Genomic DNA, 23,901 nt, shown 5'->3' with positions numbered 1-23,901 from the left:
GGCGTTGTACATTTGCTTAACAGTGTTAAATGATTTACACTGATTAGCAATGGCAAGTAAAGAACGTATAGCACGCTTAAAAGAAGAAACCAGGATTAACATTCTGGATGCCGCCCTGCAAATTGTAAAGCAGGAAGGATGGCAGGCTTTGAGCTTACGCAAAATTGCCGATGTTATTGAATATACCGCCCCTATCATTTACGAATATTTTGCGAACAAAGAAGCCATACTGCTGGAACTTACACGCAAAGGCTTTTTATTATTAGACCGCGAACTACAACAGGCCAAAGCCGAGCACCGCTCACCGGCAAAACAGTTAGAAGCCATGTGGCTGGCTTACTGGAATTTTGCTTTTGATAACAAAGAACTGTACCAGGTGATGTTTGGGGTATCTACTAATTGCTGTTGCGAATTAGTGAACCAGTTGCCCGAGGCCGAACTACCGTGGGATGCATTTACACCTGCTATTGGCGAGTTAATGCATATTGAGGATATGGACTCGGATGTAATATGTACCAAGTATTATACTTTCTGGTCGGTAGTACATGGGCTAATCTCTATCAATATTTTAGGCCGCAATTCTTCGGACGATATTAACCGTCAGGTATTGCGTGACGCTATAACCGGTATTATCAGATCTATCACGCCATAAATTTTTTTTGCCTATAATATACAGTGTTAGATAATTTAACACTGTTAAATATAAAAATTAAGTAAATCTCAACATCATGAATACAAAACCCACCTGCCTGTCACATAAACTTAACGCTGTTAAACGATTTAATAACATTAAATCAACGTTCTGGCAACTTGCCTCAGACAGCGCTCCACTCATTAATCAAATCATCAAATTGCTTAATTATTAAACTTATCCTATATCCACACTTACGCCAAACAACAACATCATGAAAAATCTCATCTTAGCAATCAGCATCCTCACCTTATATAGTTGCAAACCTAAACCCGAAGTTGCCCAGGCACCTCCGCCACCCTTACTACCGGTAGCCAGTGTAAATTCGGCCACACAAACTACCTATCAGGAGTATCCGGCCTCTATTGAAGGCACAGTAAACGTTGAAGTGCGTCCGCAGGTTAGCGGCGCGCTTGATAAAGTTTATGTAGACGAAGGCGCTTACGTAGCTGCCGGCCAGCCTATATTTAAAATAAACGAACAGCCATTCAGAGCTGCGCTTAACAATGCCTTAGCCAGCTTACACGCAGCAGAAGCAGCGCAAACCAATGCCCAGCTCGACGTTAGCAAGTTAACCCCACTGGTAGCCAATAAAGTAATATCAGACTACCAGTTAAAAAATGCGCAGGCAGCCTATCAGGTAGCTAAAGCCAATGTAGAGTCGGCCAAAGCCAATGTATCAACAGCGCGTATCAACTTAGGCTATACTCTAATTAAAGCACCGGTTAGCGGTTACATTGGCCGCTTGCTTAAAAAGCAAGGCAGCCTTGTTAGTCCGCAGGATGCACAGGAACTTACCCAACTGTCGGACGTGCATAACGTGCATGTGTACTTCTCTCTGGGCGAAAAAGACTTTGTGCATTTTAAAGAACAGTATCCCGGCGAGACGCTAAAAGACAAGTTGAAGCATTTGCCACCGGTAAATTTATTACTGGCTGATGGCAGTGCTTATGTTAAAACAGGCCACATTGATATGATTGATGGCCAGTTTGATAAAACTACCGGAGCCATTACCCTTAGAGCCAACTTTGTAAATCCTAATGGCTTGTTACGGTCAGGCAATACCGGCAAAATACGCCTGAGCCTGCAGCATGATAATGTATTGGTGGTACCGGAATCGGCCACATTGGAAATGCAGGATAAAATATTTGTGTTTACCCTGGCCGACAGCAATAAAGTAAAACGAGTACCAATTACCGTTGGCGGCAAAAGCGGCGACAATTACCTGGTAACCAATGGCCTTAAAGCCGGCGACCAAATTGTATTAAGCGGTGTTGACCACTTACAGGAAGGTGCTGTGATACGCCCAGATAAACCGGCTGATAAAATTGCTGCCGTTACTAAAAAATAACCCTTACACTAAACTTCAACATCATGTTTCAAAAATTTATAGAACGGCCAGTGCTTTCTACCGTGATCTCCATTTTACTGGTGATTGTGGGTGTGCTGGGTTTATTCAAACTGCCTTTGCAGCAGTTTCCGGATATTGCGCCACCGGCGGTATTGGTTACCGCTATTTACCCCGGTGCCAACGCCGAAACGGTATTACGCTCGGTTGCTCCATCGCTCGAAGAATCCATCAACGGTGTGGAAAACATGAGCTATATGAGCTCAACTGCCAGTAACGATGGCTCATTGGCCATTACCGTTTACTTTAAACAAGGCACCAACCCCGACCAGGCTGCGGTAAATGTGCAAAACCGGGTGGCCCAGGCTACCAGTCAATTACCTGCCGAGGTGGTACAACAAGGTATTACTACCACCAAACAGCAAAACAGCCTGATTGGTGCAGTAGGTATATACACCGACGACCCTGAAAAATATGACCAAACCTTTGTGGCCAACTACGCCCAAATCAACATTATTCCCGAAATTAAACGTATTCCGGGTATTGGTTCGGCTTCTATTTTTGGCGGTGTAAAAGATTACTCTATGCGGGTATGGCTTAACCCCAACCAAATGGCGGCTTACAAAATTACGCCTGCTGAGGTAATGGCTGCTATTCAGGATAAAAACCTGGAGGCTGCGCCGGGTAAACTGGGCGAACGCAGTAAGGAAGTTTTTGAGTACGTTATTAAGTATAAAGGTAAACTTACCCGCCCTGAAGATTACGATAATATTGCCATCCGTGCCAATGCTGATGGCTCAATACTGCACCTAAAAGATGTAGCCCGCGTAGAATTGGGCGCTTATTCGTACTCCAGTATTACCCACTTAAACGGTAAAGACGGTATTGCTATTGGTTTAATTCAATTAGCCGGATCTAACGCCAACGACATCCAAATTGCGGTAGACAAGGTGATGGAAAAAGCCTCGAAAGATTTTCCGGCTGGCATAAAGTACAACCAATTTTATCGTACTAAAACAGCACTGGATGAATCTATTAACCAAGTAGAGCATACGTTGGTTGAGGCATTTATATTGGTGTTTATCGTAGTGTTCATCTTTTTACAGGATTTCCGCTCTACACTCATTCCGGCTATTGCTGTCCCGGTAGCTATTTTGGGTACGTTCTTTTTTATGAACCTGTTTGGCTTTTCTATCAACCTGCTTACGCTTTTTGCACTGGTACTGGCCATTGGTATTGTGGTAGATGATGCCATTGTGGTGGTAGAGGCTGTACACGCCAAGATGGAGCACGAGCACCTGGCTCCTAAAGTGGCAACCACCAAAGCCATGCACGAAATTACCGGTGCTATTATTTCTATCACCCTGGTTATGGCAGCGGTATTTTTACCGGTTGGTTTCATGACGGGCTCAACAGGTATATTTTATCGGCAGTTTGCCTTTACCATGTCTATCGCCATTGTTATTTCGGCCGTAAACGCGTTGACTTTGAGCCCTGCTTTGGCTGCTTTATTTTTGAAAAGCAACCATGCACCTGCCAGAGAGCATAAAACTAAACAAAACTTTAAAACCCGTTTTTATGCTGGTTTTAATACCGCCTTTAATAATATTACCAATCGTTATGTAGGCGGCCTTAAATTGCTGGTTAAACACAAATGGTTAAGCATGGGTGCCCTGGCCGTGGTAACTGCGTTAACCGTTTACATGGTAAGCACCACCAAATCGGGCTTTATCCCTACCGAAGACCAAGGCTTTGTGGCTATATCCGTTTCTACTCCATCAGGTACATCACTAGATGGCACTACCAAAGTGCTGCAGGTTGCCGAAGATAAATTGCGGGCACTGCCATCATCAAGGTTTGTTACGTCAATAGTAGGTTTTAACCTGTTAACCAATTCTAACAGCCCATCGGCCGCGGTAGCTTTCGTATTGCTGAAACCCAACGAAGAGCGTGGTAAAGTAAAAGACATCGAAGCTATCCAAAACGAAATCAGGGGCCAACTGGCTGCTGTAAGCGGGGGTACCTTTTTTGTATTCAGTTTCCCGACTGTACCAGGTTTTAGTAACGTTGAAGCACTTGACTTTGTATTGCAGGATAAAACCGGCGGTAAACTGGACAAATTTAGCGGCATAGCCAATAACTTTATTGGTAAGCTAATGCAGAAAAAGGAGATTGCTTACGCTTTTACTTCTTTTAAAGCCGATTACCCGCAATTACAATTAGAAGTAAATGATGATAAGGCCAACCAGTTAGGTGTTAGCGTTAAAGATATTCTGCAAACCATGCAGGCGTACTTCGGTAGCGCCCAGGCGTCAGACTTTAACCGCTTTGGCAAATACTATCGTGTAGTGGTGCAGGCCGATATTGCCGACCGTACCGACCCGGCCTCTATAGACCGTGTATTTGTTAAAAACAAACAAGGCGAAATGGTGCCGATCAATACGCTGGTTAACCTTACCCGGGTTTACGGTTCAGAAACGGCATCACGTTATAACCTGTTTAACTCTATACAGATCAATGCCATCCCTAAGCCGGGATACAGCTCTGGTGATGCCATCCGCGCTATACAGGAAACCGCTAAAGAACAACTGCCGCAAGGGTTTGCCTTCGAGTTTTCGGGTCAAACCCGCGAGGAGATTTCGTCGGGCGGACAATCGGCTATTGTGTTTGCCTTGTGTTTAGTATTTGTTTACTTTTTATTATCAGCACAGTACGAAAGTTACCTGTTACCTTTGGCAGTTATCCTTTCTATTCCTACCGGTATATTAGGTGTGTTTGTGGTATTAGGCCTTACAGGCATCGAAAATAACATTTATGTACAGGTAGCCCTGATTATGCTCATTGGCTTGCTGGCCAAAAACGCCATTTTGATTGTGGAGTTCGCCGTTCAGCGTCGCAAAGCCGGCCATGGACTGATCGACTCGGCACTGGAAGCTTCCAGGCTCAGGCTACGCCCTATTATAATGACTTCTTTGGCATTCGTATTTGGTTTGTTCCCAATGAGTATTGCCACCGGTCCGTCGGCGCAGGGTAACCACTCTATCAGTATGAGTGCAGCCGGTGGTATGGTATCAGGTGTAATACTGGGTTTATTTATTATTCCGGTACTGTTTGTCATCTTCCAGGGCCTGCAAGAGCGGATTACCGGAGTGCCTTTGGCAGTGCTAAATGGCGATAATAATACATCAGCCGACCATTCGAAGCCTGAACCTTACCAGTTGCAAGACTATTAATCACAATTTCCAATTCATCAAAGTCATGAAAACTAAATATTTGTTACCGGCCTTAATACTCTTAGTGTTAAGCGCCTGTAAGGTTACTAAAGATACGGTAACTCCCACCCCGGCTTTGCCTACTGCATTCAGAAACGACAATCATGCCGACGATACTACCAGTATTGCAAACATACCCTGGAGGAGCTTTTTTACCGACCGGCCACTGCAGCAGTTACTGGATAGCGCTATCCGTAAAAATTATGATCTGCAAATTGCATTAAAGAACATTGAATCGGCTGATCTTTTGTTCCGCCGTGTAAAATGGGACTACGTGCCGCAGGCCAGTATTAATGTGTCGGCCAGCAGTAACCGCCCGTCTGACAATAGCCTTACCGGTGTCAGCATCCGCCAGTTCAATATTGGCAGTAAGCATATCGAAGATTACTCGGCCAGCTTACAGTTATCTTGGGAGGCCGATATCTGGGGCAAGATCCGTACCCGGCAACAGGCGGCCCTGGCCCAATACCTGCAAACCCAGGAAGCCCGCAAAGCCATACAAACCCAAATTGTTGCGGCTGTTTCGCAAGGCTATTATAACCTACTGATGTTGGACGAGCAATTAAACATTGCCAAAAGTAACGAGCGCTTAAACGATAGTACCCTGCGCATTGTGAAACTGCAATATGATGCCGGTCAGGTTACGCTGTTGGCTGTACAGCAGGCACAAGCACAACAACAGGCAGCTCAAAAGCTGATTCCGCAGTTTGAACAAAATATCACCCTTCAGGAAAATGCACTGAGCGTTTTAGCAGGCAGGCTACCTTCGGGTGTTGACCGGGCAACTGCCCTTACACAAATGACCGTTGCGGCCCCGGTTACTGCCGGCGTACCATCGGCCATATTAAGCCGCCGCCCGGATGTAAAAAGTGCAGAACTTGATTTAACTGTTGCCAATGCCAATGTGGGGCTTGCTAAGGCCGAAATGTACCCTGCCTTGCGGATTACCGCAGGTGGTGGTATAAACTCCTTTAAAGCCAGTAACTGGTTCAATGTACCGGCCTCGTTATTTGGCATTGTAACGGGCAGTGTGGTACAGCCATTACTTAACCGCAAGGTATTAAGCACTAACTACCAGGTGGCTAAAATAACACGCGAAAGAACGGTGTTGCAGTTTAGGCAAACTGTGTTAACCGCTGTAGGCGAAGTATCGGACGCCCTTGTCAAGTTAGAAAAGCTGCAACAGCAGCAGCAGATTGCAGCCGACAGGGTAAAAACTTTACAACAAGCCACCCAAAATGCCAACCAGCTATTTAAAAACGGCCTGGCTAATTACCTGGAGGTTATTACCGCCCAAGGCAATGTACTGCAAAGCGAGCTGGAACTGGCCTCTATTAAACGCGACCAGTTATACGCCGTATCAGATCTGTACCGCTCATTAGGTGGTGGCTGGAATTAAAAAAAGACCATCACAAAATAAGTAAGCCCATGCTTCCGGCAGCTTAGTAAGCTTTTGGAACATGGGCTTTTTGTATGATTAGCTTAAAGCTCTATTTCCAATATTTGGAAGCAAACTCAATAAAGTATGGCCAGTTTAATGCTGGGGTATGCCCCCCATGGTGAAGCCGGAAAGCCAAATCGCCGCGGGCTACCATTTGGTCAACTGCAGGATAAGTAGTAGTCTCTAAATCTTTTTTACCCAGCAAGCGATATACCGGACCGGCAGCAACCTCGGCCATAAAAGTGCCTTTGGGCCCGGCCCAATCATCGCGATTAGCGCCAACGCCTATAAAAACGGGTCGGGGCGCTGCTAAAGCAATCAGTTCGTGCGCATCAATGGGCAAGTCGGTACAGTTAAGCGGACCGGCATATTTTAAAAAGTTGCCTGCCATCCAATGGTATGCTCCGGTTGAGCAAATATTTTCTACCTGCTCGCCTGCATTATGCCGGTGCAGCTTGGCACCGCCCTCGCCCGACGAGCTGCTGTAAACCATAGCAAAACGTGGGTCGTAAGCCATGGCTACCAGCACGGTTTTGCCGTAGCGCGAATGTCCTTCTAAAGCTACTTTTTTGGCATCAAGAGAGCGGTCGGTTTCTATATAATCCAATGCACGGCTGGCACCCCATGCCCAGGCACGCACCGCGCCCCAATCGTCCGGTTTACGAAACTGTCCTTTATTCATCAAACCGATAATGCCCTGAGTAAGCCCGGCACCATTATCGGCCTGGATGCTTACCGGCAGCAACATAGCATAAGCCCAGCCTTTGGCCAGCACCTCATCCTGCCACAAGTTAGTTGTATCGGCAGGGCCGGTTAACTGCCTGAAATCTTCCGGAAAACTTAATTCCATCATCACCGGCACCGGCTTCTTTGCTTTTGCCGGTTGGGTAATCACCAGTTGTATGTCAACATTCACATCTGGATAGTTACTGTTATCTACATGCCCTTTCAGCGTTTTAATTACTACGGGTACCTGGTGGTGCATGGCATTTACCCGGCTGGTTACAGCCCAGGTTACCCGTGGCATGTTTTTAGGCACGCGGCCATAAACCTCGCGGTCAAAAAACTCTACAACCTCGGGTCGCCGTTGCTGCCACCATTGTTTAGCGGTAGTTACAGGTTTACCGTTATTTAAAACCAGCGCCTCCGGTATTTTACCGTATAGGCCTAACTTGCCTAACTCAGTCTTAGGGTCGAGCGCTTTAACCAAGGCCGGATCCGGCCCGCGGCGCAGGGTGGTAATTTGCAATTGTTGCAATAACTGCTGCCGGTCTTGCGCAACGTTACTTTTTGATTTATCTACCGCTTGGGCCTGCACCTGTAAAAGGGGCAAAGCAGCCAGCAAAACGGCATAAACAACACTTTTTATCATCAGCAATCTTAAAACGAACAAGGTATGAAATAAAACCTCGGGTAAAACCTTTGCCTTTTGTAAAATTAAGGTCGCACAACATCTAACTACTTAGCAACAAACGATTCATTATGTCGAAGAATTTTAAAAATTTTGAAAGCTGACTGTACTCCGAAAAATAATTTTCAATTTTGAGCTTGAAAATGTATGCGAGCCGCATAACGTCCACATATAGCAATGTTTATCACTAAACACACTTGGTTTTGACACTTATTTGCCGTTCCTGTATCGATATGAATAGCGCCAAATCATCTGCGTTATTGCTGTTACTGAAAACAGTCTTAACCTGCCTGCTTTTAACCGGGTTGAGCTTTTACAGGGCCAATGCACAAACTGACCGAAGTGTGTCTTTACCGCAATTGCTTACCGGTAAAAAAAAGGTAACTGACACGCTGCAAAGAGATACCGTTTTAAACGGGCAAAAAGACCTGCCTGATGTTTTTAAGGCACTGTTCCACCTCAAACCATCTAAAGAAAACGACTCCATAGGCAGTAAGCCCATCATCTCGATAGTGCCGGCACTGGGCTATACCCTGGTTTCTAAACTGGCTATTGTGTTATCTGGTAACCTGGCATTCCGTACCGGCCCTAAGTCGCGTGTATCTACTGTGGTGGGAAGTGTATCTTACACCCAAAACAAGCAGATTATTGTGCCTATACAAACTGCATTCTGGACTAAAAAGAACGACTATGTTTTTGTAGGAGATTATAGATTTTACCAATACCCGCAAAGCACTTTCGGTTTGGGCAGCAGTTCAAGCATCAAAGATGAGGAACCTATGGATTTTTCGTTCGCCCGTTTTTACGAAACAGCGCTGCGCCATATTAGTGGTAACTGGTATGCTGGCTTAGGTTACGCCATAGATGCCTACTGGAATATTACTCAGGAAACTCCGCTGGACGGGCAACCTTCTGCTTATCTTCGTTACGGAAAATCTTCGCGCTCGGTAGCCTCCGGTCTTACGTTCAACATCCTACACGATTCGCGCGATAACTCTATTAATCCCAGTAAAGGCTGGTATGGCAGTTTACAGTACCGCAACAGCAACAAATGGATGGGCAGCACCGCAAATTGGCGATCGCTGATTGTTGATTTGCGTAAGTATATCAACTTCCCGTACGGTTCTAAAAATGTGCTGGCTTTTTGGTCGTATAACTGGGTGGTGCTAAACGGCAGGCCATCTTACCTTAACCTGCCCAGCAGCTCGTGGGATGCAAACTCGGCTACTGGCCGGGGTTACATTCAGGGCCGGTTCAGGGGTGCGCAAATGTTTTACCTGGAAAGCGAGTACCGTTTTAACCTGACCCAAAACGGCTTGATTGGTGGGGTATTGTTTGCCAATGCACAAACACTTTCGGCCGAGCCCGGCACCCGCTTACAGCGCATACAACCTGCTATTGGACCAGGGCTGCGGCTTAAACTAAACAAAACATCGCGTACCAATATTGCCATTGATTATGGCTTTGGCCGACAAGGCTCACGAGGATTATTTATTGATGTAGGCGAGGTATTTTAAGTTATAATTTTATTATTTTAAGGCCTTTCAATTTGCACATGAAACGCCTGATATTTAACCTGTTACCTGCACTGTTTTTAACACCTTGCTGCTCTGCACAAGCACAGGCCGACCAACCCGACACTGCCATATGTAACCGCATACGCCGGGCAGAGTTTAACAGTTCGCAAATTCCGCAAATTGCCCATTATTTAACCGATGTAGCCGGCTCAAGGTTAACAAACTCTGAGGGCTACCGGCGCGCGGCAGACTGGACCGTGGCCACTATGAAAAAGTGGGGCTTGGCCAATGCCCAAACTGAGCCTTGGGGCCAGTTTGGCAAGCAATGGGATTTAGAATCGTTTACCATCAGCATGACGGAGCCTTACGTAACCCCGCTTAGGGCTTACCCCAACCCGTGGTCGCCCAATACTAATGGTTTGCAAAAAGGGCAGGTTGTGGTTATAAGTCCGCAGCAATACATGGATAGTGTTTACCTGCAACAACACATGCCCGATTTTAAAAATAAGTTTGTTTTACTTACCGGCAAAGCGCCTCAAACTGATGCTGCCTTTATGCCTACGGCTACACGCTTGGCCGATACTGCACTGGCTAACTTAAAGGATAAGTACATGGAAAAGCGTGAAGGTGTAGAAGGCGAAATTGCTTTTATGCGCAAGCTGATGGGACTTGATATGACGCTTAAAAAAGCCGGCGCTTTAGCCATTATTTTTAGCGGACGGCAAAGCACTAACGGAAACGTATTTGTGCAAAGCAGCTACGGCTACAAATTAACCGACCCGGAAACTTTACCGCAAATAAGTATTGCGTTAGAAGACGCACAGAAAATTAAGCGGCTTTACCAATCGGGTCACCGTGTTGAAATTGCTTGCGAGGTAAAAGGCAAATTTTCTACCCAAAACACAAAAGGCTATAACGTAATAGGCGAAATACCAGGTATTGATGCTAAATTAAAATCACAACTGGTGATGCTGGGCGGGCACCTGGATTCGTGGACGGCAGCCACCGGGGCTACCGATAATGCTGCGGGTTGTATTGTGATGCTGGAGGCTATGCGCCTGTTGGATTCGTTAGGATTAAAGCCAAAACGTACCATCCGCCTTGCCCTTTGGGACGGTGAAGAGCAGGGCCTGTTTGGCTCATACAATTATGTTAAAAATCATTTTATAGACAGTAAAACTTACCAATTAAAACCGGAGCAGGCCAAAGTATCAGTTTATTTTAATTTAGATAACGGTACCGGCAAAATAAGGGGAATACACGCGCAGAACAATGCCGCAGTACAGCCAATTTTTACGAATTGGTTTGCGCCCTTTAACGATTTAGGTGCTGCTAAGGTAACGCTAACCAATACCGGCTCTACCGATCACCTTTCTTTTGATTGGGCTGGCATTCCGGGCTTCCAGTTTGTGCAGGATGAAATTGATTATGAAACGCGTACCCACCACAGTAACATGGACGACTATGATCACTTACAGATAGAAGATCTGAAACAAGCAGCCGTTATTGTAGCGTCGTTTGTTTACCAGGCCAGTGTAAGGCCCGACATGATTCCGCGTAAGCCATTAAAAAAAGAGATGTTTGTTTTTGAGGGATTATAGCTTAATTAAATTGTTGCCTGAACTCGAGTGGCGACAAGTTGGTTTTAGTTTTAAACAGCTTGCTAAAAGATTGGGCATACTCGAACCCCAAACTGTAAGCCACCTCACTAACTGATAAGCTGGTGGTAGATAAAACTTCTTTGGCCTTTTCAATAAGCTTATCGTGAATGTGCTGTTGTGCATTACGGCCGGTTAAAGAACGCAACATATCGCTCAAATAACTGGATGACATATTAAGCTGTTCGGCAAGCAAGGCTACTGTTGGCAAACCACGTGCAATTGATTGCTTCTGACTAAAATGCTCCTCAAGGATATTTTCCAGCTTTTGCAGCAAATCGTTACTTACCACTTTACGGGTAATAAACTGCCGCTTGTAAAAGCGATTAGCAAAGTTAAGCAGCAACTCAATCTGGCTGATAATTACATCCTGACTAAAATCATCAATTCGGCTGTTTAGCTCCGTTTCGATCATTTTAAACAGGGAGATGATAGTTTCTTTTTCGTGGTCAGACAGATGCAAAGCTTCGTTGGCAGTGTAAGAGAAAAAGCCATACTGCTTCATTTTCTGAATTATTGGATAGCCCTGTAAAAAATCAGGGTGTATCAGCAAAGTATAAAGGGAACAAGTTGCTGCCTGCGTATCGTCATCAGGATAATTACCTATAATTTGCCGCGGTGCCGCGAACAATAAACCGCCGCCATCAAAATCATAATGGTGCTGTCCGTACTTTAACTTGCCACTCAGCTGGGGTTTATATGATATTTTGTAAAAGTTGAGCACATGAGAGCCGGTTGGTGCAACTACATGATCGGGCGTATTTGCACCATTAATTAAACTTATTAAAGGATGCAGCGGCTTGGGCAAGCCAAAAGCCCGGTGCGCATCAGTAATAGAACTGAACTGGTGATAATTGCTTTCTTCCTTTTTCATACAAAATGTTTTAAGCACAACGGCCAGTGTCTTATCAAAGATCGGCTGTTGTGCTATAATTTTGACTAAGCAGGGTTCTTTTTACAAGTTACTTACTTTGCGTTGCCTTGTGCAGCGTTTGAAACATCAGCCCATGCTTCCCAGGTAGCCAATCGGTCTTGGTAAGTTGCGCGTGTCCAGGGCAAGTTATGGCTACCTAAAAAGATGCGCAAAGGAGGATTTTCGGTATCTACCACTTGAAATAAAGCGTTAGGGGTGGCATTAGGATCGCCTCGTTCCATACCCCGCAGGTTTTGAAAAAAGCTTTCTTTATAAGCCTTATACTCATCCATACCTGCTGTAAATTTTAACGATTCCTGACTGCCAAACTCGGTAGCGTAAGCGCCGGGCTCAATAATCGTAACTTTGATGCCAAACTGCTTTACCTCTTCGGCCAAACTTTCGTGAATGGCCTCAAAAGCCCATTTAGAAGAACAATAGTAACCGATAACCGGTAGAGTAACGTGCCCCAGGTTGCTGGAGGTACCCAGTATATGACCGTAGCCTTGCTCACGCAGTATAGGCATTACAGCTTTAATAACGGCAACCGGGCCCAAAACATTAGTTTCATATAGCGTCCTGATCTCATCTGCATCAGCTTCTTCAATCGTACTTACTAAAGAGTAGCCTGCATTATTCAGCACGATATCTAACCGGCCAAAATGCGTATAAGCTTGCTGCACAGCTGCTTTTACCTGATCGGTCCTGGTAACGTCCAGTTCCAGAATTAGCACGTTATCACCAAACTGCTCTTTCAAATCGGCAATGCTTTCCTGCTTACGCGCTGTAGCGGCTACTTTGTCGCCACGCTTTAAAGCAGCCTCAGCCCAAACACGTCCAAATCCACGTGACGAACCGGTAATAAACCATACTTTATTATTCTCATTTTGATGTGCCATAATATTTTAATTATTAATAGCACAAAGTTGTACAATACTCCAAAGCTATTTTTAAGCTAATTGAGGAATGTTGTGTTCAAAACGAAGCGCATAAGACAGCGTACAATTACTTGTACACCGTCTTATGCGGATGGTTATTATAATTTAATGGTATAGCTAAACGAGGTGGGCTCAGACCATACCTGGTATTGAGCTAATGGCCTCGGACCGCAACTGGCCGAACCAACACCCAGCGTTTTTGTTGATATACATAAAACGGTAGAATTGCTGGCCGGCAAATCTATTTTATACTCTACCGGAAACATCTGCTCATCAGTATGCGGCAAGGCAGCTACCTGCATCAAATTTGCGTCGGCTTGTATGGTAAGCGGCGATATATTACTACCTGTCATTTTTGCCCAGCGCACCTCTTCATGGTTGCCTCTTTCCATTGGCTTTTCATACTCGTACTGCTCATTTACCCCAATGTTGTACACTCCCGTTTCGGCAGCACTTTTACGGTCCGAATAATTTTCAAAGGGACCACGTCCGTAAAAATTCATATGGTCAAGCTGTTTATTTAACAGCATGCGCACGCCAATGCGCGCCAGATTAATTTTAACGCCGGTAAACTGCAGATCGTTATTTACTTTGATGTTGCCATTGCCATTAATGAGGTAAGTGGCCGTGTGGTAAACGCCAAAACCTTCTTTACCGGTTTCTTTAGTTACTACAGTTACGTTAACCGCATTTGGATTAATTTGCTTAACATTAATTTTTACTAAGCTATGCTGCAAATTTTGAACACCATACTTTTCCCATAAGCTATACGCCCACATATCATCATTACGGTGCGGTGCCCGCCACAGGTGCACTTTTGGGCCGCCATCAGGCAGTATGATGTTCGTGTTGTTTTTGTTAATCTCGCTAATTAAACCCGTTTGCTTGCTTATTGTAACGAAGAAGCCCTTGCCACTTACTTTAACAGCGTTTGCATCCTGGTTGTAGGTAACCGGAACTGCAGTAACAGCTTCGGTTGTAGGCAAAGTATTTATTGGTAATTTGAGCTGATCAGCTGCAACCTCAAACCCTTTAGGCGCCCATAAGCTTGTCCCTTTTTCCAGGTAAGATACACGTAAAAAATAGTCGGCTCCGGGTTTAGGGCTTTCTACTTTGTAAGGTATAAATGCTCTACCCTCGCGCCTGGCCGGAATATTGGGTAACTCAAAAGTACCTTTTTGAATTTCAACTCCGTTTTCCGAAAGGCTCCATTTACCTTCAAAACCATCCAGGTTAACAAACTGGTACTTATTTCTGATGGAAATCATACCGGTAGCCGGGTCGGCTAAATTGGTGGTTATCCATTGAAATGCTTTTTTCATTTCGGGATAATGAGGTTTTACAGTTTTGCGGTCCCAAGCCACCACTCCTTTATGAATAAAGTAATGATCATTAGGATACTCGCCAAAACCGCCGCCGTAAGCCAAAATAGGATGTTTAGGGTCGCGCTTGTTCCACAAGGCCTGGTCCTGAAACTCCCAGATGGCACCGCCTAAAATTTCGGGGTTATTGTCAAAAGCTGCCGAGTATTCATCCAGCGACCCCATGGAGTTAAACATAGCATGTACAAATTCACAAATATAAAATGGCTTGGTTAAGGTCGGGTTTTTAGCAACTGCTATGTAATCGGCAGCTGTACCGTACATTCTTCCATCCAGATCGGCAGGGTTATTTGCACCTACGCCATAACGTTCATAGTGCACCGGCCGCGATGGGTCTATTTGTTTAACCGCTGTTAGTGCGGCGCCAACGTTGGTTCCGCCGATGCCTCCCTCATTTCCTAACGACCAAATGATTACCGACGGATGATTTTTAAAGTTTTCTACGTTAGCTACGTTGCGGTCTACAATTGCAGCTTTAATGGTTGGCTCTTCGTCAAACTTACGGTCATAACCGTGATATTCCATATTGGCTTCGGCAACCAGCCAGATGCCCCACTGGTCGCACAACTCATACCATCGCGGGTCATCAGAATAGTGGCAGGTACGCACGTGATTACAATTGCCTTGTTTAATGACTTCCAAATCGCGGATCATTTGTTCTTCGGTGATGGCATGGCCCACGTCTGACCAGTGCTCGTGGCGGTTTACCCCTTTTAATTTAATTGGTACCCCATTAACCAAAAACACCCGGCCCTTTATTTCCAGCTTACGAAATCCTACTTTTTGCGATAGTAATTCGCCCTGAGAAGATTTAAGCACCAGCGTATACAAATAAGGCGTTTCTGCTGTCCATTTGTTGGGGTTGGTTACGTCAAACTTAAGGGCAACCTGTTCTTCTTTACCCGACGGCAATTTGCTGCCTTTAACCGTTCTTTGCGCAACAACAGTGCCTTTGTCATCATACAACATTGCTGTTAAATCGGTAGCCGGGGCATCCTTAGTATTGTAGTTTTTAATTTTGGCCGATACCTCTACAGCTGCATTAGTATAGTTTTTATCTAAATCCTGTTTAAAAAAGAAATCGCGGATATGGGTTTGCGGAGCACTCCATAGCGTAACATTTCTGAATATGCCGTGCAGCCGCCACATATCCTGGTCTTCGAGCCAGGTGCCGGAACTGTATTGGTAAACTTCGGCAGCAATGGTGTTTTTCCCGGGTTGCAGATATGGCGTCAAATCAAATTCGGCAGCGTTACGGCTGTTTACGCTGTAACCTACCTTTTTGCCATTAACCCATAAAAAGAAACCGCTGTCAACCCCGTCAAAAGTTACAAATGTACGTCTGCCTGCCCAGTTAGCCGGCAATGTAAAATCGCGGCGGTAACTACCTACCGGATTTCTTTCTACGTAAGCTGTATAGCGCTTATCCGGCTCGCTCATTACCCGTGGGTAATCTCGTTTGATGGTGTAGCCCAGGTTGCGATAAAAAGGTGTACCATAACCCTGCACTTCCCAGTTAGAGGGCACCGGTATTTCGGCCCATTTAGATACATCATAATTAAGCTCATAAAAATTTACCGGCCGCTTTTCGGGGCTCGGTACCCACGAAAACTTCCATGGGCCGTTTAAGCTCTGAGAGTATGATGAGGCATGCCGGTTGGCCTTTAATGCTTCCTGCATATCGGCATAAGGCATCAGGGTGGTATGGTAGGGCTCTTTGTTGATGCCTAATATTTCAGGATTTTCAATTTCTGCAGGATAATCAATCCCCGGTTTGAGTTGAGCTGATACAGGCGTAAATGCCTGAAAAAATACAGATAAAAGGATGATGCAAAAGGCAACTTGTCTTTTCATACTTAAGTTATTGGTTGTGGCGTAGCCGCTGATGGTTAGATAACAAAGAAAAATGGGCATATTGGCCTATTCAAAATTAGAAAGCACCAGTAAATCACTGAAACAATAATACATATAATCGTAGTACTAATGTTCAACCATGGAGTGTTAGTAACAAGGAGGTTACTTAAACTATAAACTGCGAGGTTAGCAAGGCATTAAATTATATCTTTTTGTACCTGCCAGAAATCTAACGGTTGCTAATTCCGTTCTCTTTGCTCCACCTGTACGGCAAATTTTGCAGGTACTATTTTAACACCTTTAAAGTCGGCGTAAGCTCGGGTTACTTCGGCACCGAAATAAAATATTGCAGCTGTATAATATATCCAGAGTAAAATAACAATCAGCGAACCTGCGGCCCCATAGGTTGAACTTGCGCCCGACCTTTCAATATAAAAAACAATGAGCAACCGGCCCAGCATAAACAAAAACGAGGTAAAAACTGCACCCGGCACAATGTCTTTCCACCGGGTTTTTACGTCAGGAATCACTTTAAAAATTACACTAAAAATAACCAACGTTACCACAAAACTGAGAACAATGTTCAGTGTGTTGAATAATACGATGGTAATGTCGGGCAAAAATGTCTCCAGCCTGTCGTTTATAGCTAACAACGCACCGTTAATAAATAAAGAAACTAATAGCAGAAAACCTAAGATGACAAAGATGGACAAAGACAATAATCTGTCTATGATTAATTTACCCCAGCCCTTTTCCGGACGAACCCTTATCTGCCATATAATGTTGACAGAATCTTGAATTTCGCCAAAAACGGAAATTGCACCAATAGTTAACGTAATGATGCCAATAATAACTGAAATAGTAGACTTACCCGACGCTTCCAGGCTTTTGATGGTATCTTGTACCTGTATTGCAGCATCGTTACCTACCATACCATTAATTTCTGAAAAGACTTTGCCTTGCATAGCATCCCGCCCGAAGAAAATGCCAGTAAGCGATATCATCAGCAACAGCAGCGGAGCTAAAGAAAAGATGGTGTAAAAAGCTAACGACGCACTTAAACTAAGTGCCCTGTTGTTTATAAAACTAAAAAATGCATTTTTGAATATTCCGGCTCCATTTTTCAGAGCCTCTTTAGTTAAATAACGGCTAATCATTAAACTGTAATCAGTGTTGTTTACATACAAATGCAGTTATAGGTTGTTTACTGTAACACGCTTTATAAAGTGTACTATTAAAATTACTTGTGTGTAAGCACCTCCTATTTTTCAAGCACTATAAATATTAATTAAATAATTTTACCTTTTAGAAAATACATGGATTATTATACCTACCTTGTAGACTTATTAATAACAATATAATGCAAGAAGGAACAGTAAAATTTTTTAATGAAACTAAAGGTTTCGGTTTTATCACCCCAAGTAACGGTGGCAGCGAGATCTTTGTTCATTCAACCGGTCTGATTGACAACATTCGCGAAAACAGTGTTGTTAGTTTCGACGTAGAGCAAGGTCGTAAAGGACCTAATGCCGTAAATGTAAAATTAGTTTAACACACTATATAAATCATTGAAAAGCATCCTCTTGAGAAAGAGGATGCTTTTTTTTTACACAGGTTTTTGCATCCGGCTGTTTACAAAGCAGCCAAACAACGATCAATAAAATGGAAAAAGAAATAAAAAATGAAGATCTCAAAATAGAATTGCGAACCCTGACCAAGGATGATTATCTGGGCTTAAAATCATCGATGATGGAAGCCTATGCCGAATGGGAAGGTGCCTCTGTTTGGGGAGAAACCCACATCAGCAAATTGATAGAGCTGTTTCCGGAAGGCCAAATCTGCATTTTGGTGAATGGAGCTATAGCGGGCTGTGCGTTATCTTTAATTGTTGATTATGATCAGTTTGGCGATACGCATACCTACGCGCAGATTACCGGCAACTATACCTTTTCGACGCATGATCCCAAAGGTGATGTTTTATATGGCATTGATTTTTTTGTACACCCCGATTTTAGAGGGATGCGGATAGGACGAAGATTGTACGATGCGCGGAAAGAAATATGTGAAAGGTATAACCTGCGGGCCATTATTGCTGGCGGACGCATACCTAAATACAAAGATTACTCTGATAAACTTAGCCCCAAAGCTTATCTTGAAAAAGTAAAGGGTAAAGAAATACATGACCCAACACTGTCGTTTCAACTGGCTAATGACTTCCACGTCAGAAAAATTTTGAAGGGTTATTTGCCGGGTGATACACAATCGTTAGAATATGCCTCATTGCTGGAGTGGAATAACATTTATTATAACGAAGAGGCTGCACACATCAATTCTAAAAAATCAATTATCCGCCTGGGCCTGGTACAATGGCAAATGAGACCGTTTCCTAACCTGGAATCATTGTGCGAGCAAATTGAGTTCTTTGTAGACGTGATTAGTGATTATCAAAGCGACTTTGTATTGTTTCCGGAGCTGTTTAATGCACCGCTGATGACCGATTATAACCATTTGAGCGGAGCCGAAGCCATGCGCAAAATAGCCGACTTCACCATCCCTTTACGGGATAAGTTTATTGATTATGCCATCAGTTATAACATTAACATCATTACAGGGAGTATGCCTTACCTTGAAAATGGTGTATTGCAGAACGTGGGCTATTTATGCCGCCGGGATGGATCGTACGAAATGTACCGCAAAATTCATTTAACGCCAGCCGAGCAAAGTGCCTGGGGTATGGTTGGCGGCGATGCGATTACAACGTTTGATACCGATTGTGGCAAGATTGGCATCTTGATTTGTTACGACGTTGAGTTTCCGGAACTGCCACGCCTGCTGGCCGAGCAGGGAATGCAGATTTTGTTTGTTCCGTTTATGACAGATACCCAAAATGGATATACCCGTGTTAGGAGTTGCGCACAGGCCCGCGCCATCGAAAATGAATGTTATGTAGCCATAGCAGGCAGCGTAGGCAATTTACCCAAGGTGCACAACATGGATATACAATATGCACAATCGGCCGTATTTACACCTTCCGATTTCTCTTTTCCGAGTAACGGCATTAAAGCAGAAGCTACACCCAACACCGAAACCACGCTGATTGCAGATGTTGACGTAGACCTACTGAAAGAGCTACACAGTTTTGGAGCCGTACGAAATCTGAAAGACCGCAGATTAGATATCTACAAGATTGTTAATAAGAGCAGAAGGTAACTGAAAAATGTTCAGTTTATATTAACTGCCGTACATATCTCACAAAAAAGGGAAAGAACGCATTTGAAAACGTCTTTCCCTTTACCGGTACCCCCGACGGGAATCGAACCCATATCTAAAGTTTAGGAAACTTCTATTCTATCCGTTGAACTACAGGGGCCTAATGCAGTAACCCTGCAAAAATGCAAATTTTGCATGAGTATGCAATCAACTAAAAAATATCTTTTGTGTTGCCATGCTACATCGCTTACATGAGCAGTATTCCAAAAGATAAATTTTACACCTGCAAGTAAATGCTTTATATCTGTGATATCCTTTTAATTTGCTGTTGTTGCCGCAGTGGATGTTTGCGGGAGCTTAGCGTTTAAAAAGAAGTCGCCACGCTGGCGTTGAAACTCGGGTAAGTAGTAAGGCTCTGTGTTGATGTTTACAATTTTTGAAACATAAAACTCGTGCTGGTAAGCCATCGGTTTTACTACGCTGCCATCCTGGGTATAAAGAGTTAAATAACTTTTAAATTTTAGCGGCGAATTATCTTTCATAAAATCGGCCACCTGTATTTCGGCCCGCATACTGCTGTTACCATCAAAAAGGTTAATCTTTTCTTTACGATAGCCGCTATCCGGTAACTGAAAACGATCTTTGGTTAACAAAATGGGCACATTACCGGCTTGTGAATGGGGCGGCAGAAAGGTAGTGTTTTTAGGTAAATCGGCTACCGCGCTAATAGTACCTGATGTGCTGCTGTAATTACTTACCGCTGATCTTGGCCGGCTTTGCCAGCTGTAGGTCTGTCCATCGTATCGGCCCGAAATATTTACTTGATTAGGCATATAGCTAACGGCATCATTGCCAATAATAGCAGCCGAGCGTTGCCAATCCACATACAAAGGTTTATCCATTTTGTTAAACACCTGTATGCTCACCGGAGCGTTGTTACCCGAAAAGGAATAAGTGATTTTAACTGAGTCGTTCTCAAAGTTAAAAACGCCGGTTTTGTCGTCTTTGGTAGTGTTGGTACTGCTGAGGACGTTAACCTGATAAGTACTGCATGATGCCAGTGCAAGCACTAGTAAACCCAGAGCAGACAGGAAAGATGTTTTCATAGTGAATAAGATTAAAGCAGGTCTAATATAAATTGGTTTTTAGACTAAAATATACCGCCCTGGTTTAATCTTATGTTATCTTTTCACTGTATTTCTTATCGCACTACCGACCCATTGTGCATGCCCTCACCCGGCGAAACAAAAGTAAGTTTACCCTCGGCATTCTCCGCCATTAAAATCATTCCTTGTGATAGGATACCTTTAATTTCGCGCGGTTCAAGATTTACCAAAATGCTCACCTGTTTACCAATAACAGTTTCCGGCTCAAAGTATTCGGCAATACCTGATACTACGGTACGCTGGTCGAGGCCGGTATCAATCGTAAGCTTTAATAATTTCTTGGTTTTGGCTACCTTTTCGGCAGTCAAAATAGTGCCGGTACGGATATCCATCGCCGCAAACTGCTCATAACTGATGTTACTTTTAGCAGGTACCAGGTTAGGTGCGGCTTCTTCTACCGCAGTTTCTAATGCTGCCTTTTTAGCAATCAGTTTCTGTACCTGCCGCTCAATCACCTCATCTTCCAGTTTTTCGAATAACAAACTTGCCGCATTTAACTGGTGGCCGTTCTCAAATACCAGTTCCTCGTCAAAGTAAACGGTATCACCAGACCAGTTTAGCATGTTCAATATCTTTTGAGCAGTGCCCGGCATAAACGGCTGTATGCAGGTAGCAATATGCCCCATCAGCACCAGGCAGTTATGTAATGCTTCGCGGGCACCTTCAGGATTAGTTTTAATAGTTTTCCAGGGCTCCTGCTCGGTTAAGTAGCGGTTACCCAAACGAGCAATCTCCATCGCCGTTTGTTGTGCCTGCCTAAATTTGTAACTCTCAAAACTTTGCTCCAACTCGTCGTATAAACGGTCCAGCTCTGCTTTTAAGTTAGCATCCGTTAAAGTTATCGCAGCACCGGTAGTTTCAATTTTGCCTTCAAAAAACTTGTGCATCAGTATCATTACCCGGTTTACCAGGTTACCTAAAATGGCTACCAGTTCGTTATTTACCCGCGCCTGATAATCTTTCCAGGTAAACTCGCTGTCGCTGGTTTCGGGTGCAATCGCCGTGAGGTAATAACGAAGTTCGTCAACCCGGTTCGGGAAATCCTCCAGGTACTCGTGCATCTCGATGCTCCAGCCACGGCTGGTCGACATTTTATCGCCCTCGAGGTTCATAAATTCATTGGCCGGCACATTTTCGGGCAGTATAAACTCGCCATGTGCCTTTAGCATGGCCGGAAACACGATGCAATGGAATACGATGTTATCTTTACCAATAAAATGTACCAGCTTGGTTTCCTGATCCTGCCAGTACGATTTCCAATCTTGCCCGTTATCTAAAGCCCATTGTTTAGTGGCCGATATATAGCCAATCGGCGCATCAAACCAAACATATAACACTTTACCGTCGGCTCCTTCAACAGGCACTTTTATCCCCCAATCCAAATCGCGTGTTACCGCACGGGGGTGCAGGCCACCATCAATCCAGCTTTTGCACTGCCCATAAACGTTGGTTTTCCAGTCTGCAGCGTGGCCTTCCAGTATCCACTCGCGCAGCCAGCTTTCGTATTTGTTAAGCGGCAGATACCAATGCTTAGTTGGCTTTAAAACAGGTTTGTTACCGCTCAGGGTTGAGCGTGGGTCAATCAGTTCTTCAGGACTTAACGAACTTCCACACTTTTCGCATTGGTCGCCGTACGCGTTATCGTTTGAGCATACCGGGCAGGTGCCTACAATATAGCGGTCGGCCAAAAAAACACCCGCCTGCTCATCAAAATATTGTTCAGATTCGCGCTCTTCGAAATCGCCTTTATCATTTAATATCTTAAAAAATTCTTGCGCTGTTTCGTGGTGCAGGGGCTCGCTGGTACGGTGGTATATATTAAAGGAGATGTTTAGTTTATTAAAGCAGTATTTAATCAGCTCGTGGTATTTATCAATAATAGCCCTTGGCGTGGTACCTTCTTTCATGGCCTGGTTAGCTATTGCGGTACCATGCTCGTCAGACCCGCATACAAACACTACATCGCGGCGTTTAAGGCGCAGGTAACGCACGTACAAATCGGCGGGAATGTAAGCACCGGCTAAGTGACCAATATGTTTAGGTCCGTTGGCATAAGGCAATGCCGCAGTTATAGTATATCGTTTATATTTTTGAGCTTCCAAAATGTAATCCGGTTTTTATATTTTGCAAAGATAATTCAATTATGAGCATAACTCCCCCATATCTGCAAAAAGGTGACCGTGTGGCCATCGTATGTCCGGCCAAAAAACTACCCAAACCTATGGATGATGCTGTTGCCCTGCTGCAAAGCTGGGGTTTAGAGGTGGTATTGGGCCAAACCATCAATGCCGAACATCACCAGTTTGCTGGCACCGATCAATTGCGTGCACAGGATTTACAGCAATACATTAACGACGACAGCATCAAGGCCATTTTTGCGGCCCGTGGCGGCTATGGTACAGTGCGCATAGTAGACCTTATAGATTTTGACCGTTTAAAGACTAACCCTAAATGGGTTGTTGGCTTTAGCGACATTACGGTATTGCATGCACACCTGTCTCAAAACTTTGATTTGTGCACTATTCATGGGCAAATGCCTATTAATATCCCGGATGGTACAGCGGCTTCGGTTGAAACTTTAAGGCAGGTATTATTTGGCGAAACCGTTAGCTATAAGTTTTCTGCACAGCCGTTGAACCGACTGGGCTCGGCTAAAGGCACATTAATTGGCGGCAACCTGGCTATTTTGCAATCCATAGCCGGATCGGTGTCTGATTATGAATACGACGGTAAGATTTTATTTATTGAAGACGTAAGCGAATACTTATACAGCATTGACCGGATGATGTATATGCTGAAACGCGCCGGCAAACTAACTAACCTAGCCGGTTTAATAGTAGGCGGATTTACCGATGTAAAAGATAATGATATCCTCTTCGGCCAAACTGCTTATGAAATTATCAAAGCTTTAGTTAATGACTATAATTATCCGGTTTGCTTTGATTTTCCGGCCGGACATGTGGCAGATAACTGGGCCATGGTATTTGGTAAAGAGGTGCAGTTAGTTGTGAGCCAAACTGATTCAACTATAACTTATTTATAGAAAAAATGACCGGCTCTTTTGATAAGGGCCGGTCATTGAAAACTACTTAATTACACA

Annotated in this window: 16 protein-coding genes and 1 tRNA gene; 9 read left to right on the top strand and 8 right to left on the bottom strand. The window is 44.3% G+C overall.

All coding sequences use genetic code 11. From position 1 onward, the window contains the following. Positions 1-49: 49 nt before the first annotated feature. From AAGR14_RS00425 to AAGR14_RS00410, 4 genes are all read left to right on the top strand, one after another. The gene (locus tag AAGR14_RS00425) at positions 50-652 is read left to right on the top strand and encodes a TetR/AcrR family transcriptional regulator (RefSeq protein WP_342646617.1); all 603 of its coding nucleotides are present in this window, start codon (positions 50-52) and stop codon (positions 650-652) included. 253 nt (positions 653-905) lie between these two features. Then, positions 906-2,042 (top strand): efflux RND transporter periplasmic adaptor subunit, encoded by a 1,137-nt coding sequence (locus AAGR14_RS00420; protein ID WP_342646616.1) that lies wholly within the window; start codon positions 906-908, stop codon positions 2,040-2,042. Between the two features lie 23 nt (positions 2,043-2,065). Beyond that, positions 2,066-5,272, top strand: coding sequence for an efflux RND transporter permease subunit (locus AAGR14_RS00415; protein ID WP_342646615.1), 3,207 nt, complete (start codon positions 2,066-2,068; stop codon positions 5,270-5,272). A gap of 25 nt (positions 5,273-5,297) precedes the next feature. Then, positions 5,298-6,710 (top strand): TolC family protein, encoded by a 1,413-nt coding sequence (locus AAGR14_RS00410; RefSeq protein ID WP_342646614.1) that lies wholly within the window; start codon positions 5,298-5,300, stop codon positions 6,708-6,710. Between the two features lie 91 nt (positions 6,711-6,801). Here AAGR14_RS00410 and AAGR14_RS00405 read toward each other — a convergent pair whose 3' ends face one another. Beyond that, complete coding sequence (locus AAGR14_RS00405) at positions 6,802-8,124, bottom strand: acetylxylan esterase (protein ID WP_342646613.1); 1,323 nt, start codon at positions 8,122-8,124, stop codon at positions 6,802-6,804. Between the two features lie 272 nt (positions 8,125-8,396). On the opposite strand from AAGR14_RS00405, the gene AAGR14_RS00400 reads away from it, so the two are divergent. After that, positions 8,397-9,680, top strand: a complete 1,284-nt coding sequence (locus AAGR14_RS00400; protein WP_342646612.1) for a BamA/TamA family outer membrane protein — start codon at positions 8,397-8,399, stop codon at positions 9,678-9,680. 38 nt (positions 9,681-9,718) lie between these two features. Then, the gene (locus AAGR14_RS00395) at positions 9,719-11,281 is read left to right on the top strand and encodes a M20/M25/M40 family metallo-hydrolase (protein WP_342646611.1); all 1,563 of its coding nucleotides are present in this window, start codon (positions 9,719-9,721) and stop codon (positions 11,279-11,281) included. A gap of 1 nt (position 11,282) precedes the next feature. Here the strand turns inward: AAGR14_RS00395 and AAGR14_RS00390 are convergent, their stop codons facing one another. The 4 genes from AAGR14_RS00390 to AAGR14_RS00375 all read right to left on the bottom strand — a co-directional run bounded on the left by AAGR14_RS00390 (position 11,283) and on the right by AAGR14_RS00375 (position 17,582). Further along, on the bottom strand, positions 11,283-12,212 hold the full coding sequence (locus AAGR14_RS00390; protein WP_342646610.1) for an AraC family transcriptional regulator: 930 nt from the start codon (positions 12,210-12,212) through the stop codon (positions 11,283-11,285). 92 nt (positions 12,213-12,304) lie between these two features. After that, the gene (locus AAGR14_RS00385; protein ID WP_342646609.1) at positions 12,305-13,150 is read right to left on the bottom strand and encodes an SDR family NAD(P)-dependent oxidoreductase; all 846 of its coding nucleotides are present in this window, start codon (positions 13,148-13,150) and stop codon (positions 12,305-12,307) included. Between the two features lie 137 nt (positions 13,151-13,287). Continuing rightward, a complete protein-coding gene (locus AAGR14_RS00380; RefSeq protein WP_342646608.1) occupies positions 13,288-16,425 on the bottom strand; it encodes a glycoside hydrolase family 2 TIM barrel-domain containing protein in 3,138 nt (1,045 codons plus the stop codon). A gap of 239 nt (positions 16,426-16,664) precedes the next feature. After that, positions 16,665-17,582 carry a YihY/virulence factor BrkB family protein gene (locus tag AAGR14_RS00375; RefSeq protein ID WP_342646607.1) on the bottom strand — a complete coding sequence of 306 codons (918 nt, stop codon included), beginning with the start codon at positions 17,580-17,582 and terminating at the stop codon, positions 16,665-16,667. Between the two features lie 203 nt (positions 17,583-17,785). On the opposite strand from AAGR14_RS00375, the gene AAGR14_RS00370 reads away from it, so the two are divergent. Then, positions 17,786-17,977 carry a cold-shock protein gene (locus AAGR14_RS00370; protein ID WP_342646606.1) on the top strand — a complete coding sequence of 64 codons (192 nt, stop codon included), beginning with the start codon at positions 17,786-17,788 and terminating at the stop codon, positions 17,975-17,977. Between the two features lie 110 nt (positions 17,978-18,087). Continuing rightward, positions 18,088-19,635 carry a bifunctional GNAT family N-acetyltransferase/carbon-nitrogen hydrolase family protein gene (locus AAGR14_RS00365; protein WP_342646605.1) on the top strand — a complete coding sequence of 516 codons (1,548 nt, stop codon included), beginning with the start codon at positions 18,088-18,090 and terminating at the stop codon, positions 19,633-19,635. Between the two features lie 88 nt (positions 19,636-19,723). Here AAGR14_RS00365 and AAGR14_RS00360 read toward each other — a convergent pair. From AAGR14_RS00360 to metG, 3 genes are all read right to left on the bottom strand, one after another. After that, positions 19,724-19,795: transfer RNA gene (locus tag AAGR14_RS00360), tRNA-Arg, on the bottom strand. A 157-nt stretch (positions 19,796-19,952) separates the two neighbouring features. Next, complete coding sequence (locus AAGR14_RS00355) at positions 19,953-20,741, bottom strand: hypothetical protein (protein WP_342646604.1); 789 nt, start codon at positions 20,739-20,741, stop codon at positions 19,953-19,955. Positions 20,742-20,836: 95 nt separating this feature from the next. Beyond that, positions 20,837-22,903 (bottom strand): methionine--tRNA ligase, encoded by a 2,067-nt coding sequence (metG, locus tag AAGR14_RS00350; RefSeq protein ID WP_342646603.1) that lies wholly within the window; start codon positions 22,901-22,903, stop codon positions 20,837-20,839. Between the two features lie 41 nt (positions 22,904-22,944). Between metG and AAGR14_RS00345 the strand changes: the two genes are divergently transcribed. Further along, positions 22,945-23,844 carry an LD-carboxypeptidase gene (locus AAGR14_RS00345; RefSeq protein WP_342646602.1) on the top strand — a complete coding sequence of 300 codons (900 nt, stop codon included), beginning with the start codon at positions 22,945-22,947 and terminating at the stop codon, positions 23,842-23,844. The last annotated feature ends 57 nt before the right edge of the window (positions 23,845-23,901 follow it).

It is taken from the genome of Mucilaginibacter sp. CSA2-8R (assembly GCF_038806765.1).
In the GTDB taxonomy this organism is placed as follows: domain Bacteria; phylum Bacteroidota; class Bacteroidia; order Sphingobacteriales; family Sphingobacteriaceae; genus Mucilaginibacter.
This window is presented reverse-complemented; position numbering and strand designations above follow the sequence as displayed.

Excerpts from the sequence above, each read along its gene's own strand:
- AAGR14_RS00425 (WP_342646617.1), top strand. The coding sequence starts at position 50 with ATGGCAAGTAAAGAACGTATAGCACGCTTAAAAGAAGAAACCAGGATT.
- AAGR14_RS00420 (WP_342646616.1), top strand. The coding sequence starts at position 906 with ATGAAAAATCTCATCTTAGCAATCAGCATCCTCACCTTATATAGTTGC.
- AAGR14_RS00415 (WP_342646615.1), top strand. The coding sequence starts at position 2,066 with ATGTTTCAAAAATTTATAGAACGGCCAGTGCTTTCTACCGTGATCTCC.
- AAGR14_RS00410 (WP_342646614.1), top strand. The coding sequence starts at position 5,298 with ATGAAAACTAAATATTTGTTACCGGCCTTAATACTCTTAGTGTTAAGC.
- AAGR14_RS00405 (WP_342646613.1), bottom strand. The coding sequence starts at position 8,124 with ATGATAAAAAGTGTTGTTTATGCCGTTTTGCTGGCTGCTTTGCCCCTT.
- AAGR14_RS00400 (WP_342646612.1), top strand. The coding sequence starts at position 8,397 with ATGAATAGCGCCAAATCATCTGCGTTATTGCTGTTACTGAAAACAGTC.
- AAGR14_RS00395 (WP_342646611.1), top strand. The coding sequence starts at position 9,719 with ATGAAACGCCTGATATTTAACCTGTTACCTGCACTGTTTTTAACACCT.
- AAGR14_RS00390 (WP_342646610.1), bottom strand. The coding sequence starts at position 12,212 with ATGAAAAAGGAAGAAAGCAATTATCACCAGTTCAGTTCTATTACTGAT.
- AAGR14_RS00385 (WP_342646609.1), bottom strand. The coding sequence starts at position 13,150 with ATGGCACATCAAAATGAGAATAATAAAGTATGGTTTATTACCGGTTCG.
- AAGR14_RS00380 (WP_342646608.1), bottom strand. The coding sequence starts at position 16,425 with ATGAAAAGACAAGTTGCCTTTTGCATCATCCTTTTATCTGTATTTTTT.
- AAGR14_RS00375 (WP_342646607.1), bottom strand. The coding sequence starts at position 17,582 with ATGATTAGCCGTTATTTAACTAAAGAGGCTCTGAAAAATGGAGCCGGA.
- AAGR14_RS00370 (WP_342646606.1), top strand. The coding sequence starts at position 17,786 with ATGCAAGAAGGAACAGTAAAATTTTTTAATGAAACTAAAGGTTTCGGT.
- AAGR14_RS00365 (WP_342646605.1), top strand. The coding sequence starts at position 18,088 with ATGGAAAAAGAAATAAAAAATGAAGATCTCAAAATAGAATTGCGAACC.
- AAGR14_RS00355 (WP_342646604.1), bottom strand. The coding sequence starts at position 20,741 with ATGAAAACATCTTTCCTGTCTGCTCTGGGTTTACTAGTGCTTGCACTG.
- AAGR14_RS00345 (WP_342646602.1), top strand. The coding sequence starts at position 22,945 with ATGAGCATAACTCCCCCATATCTGCAAAAAGGTGACCGTGTGGCCATC.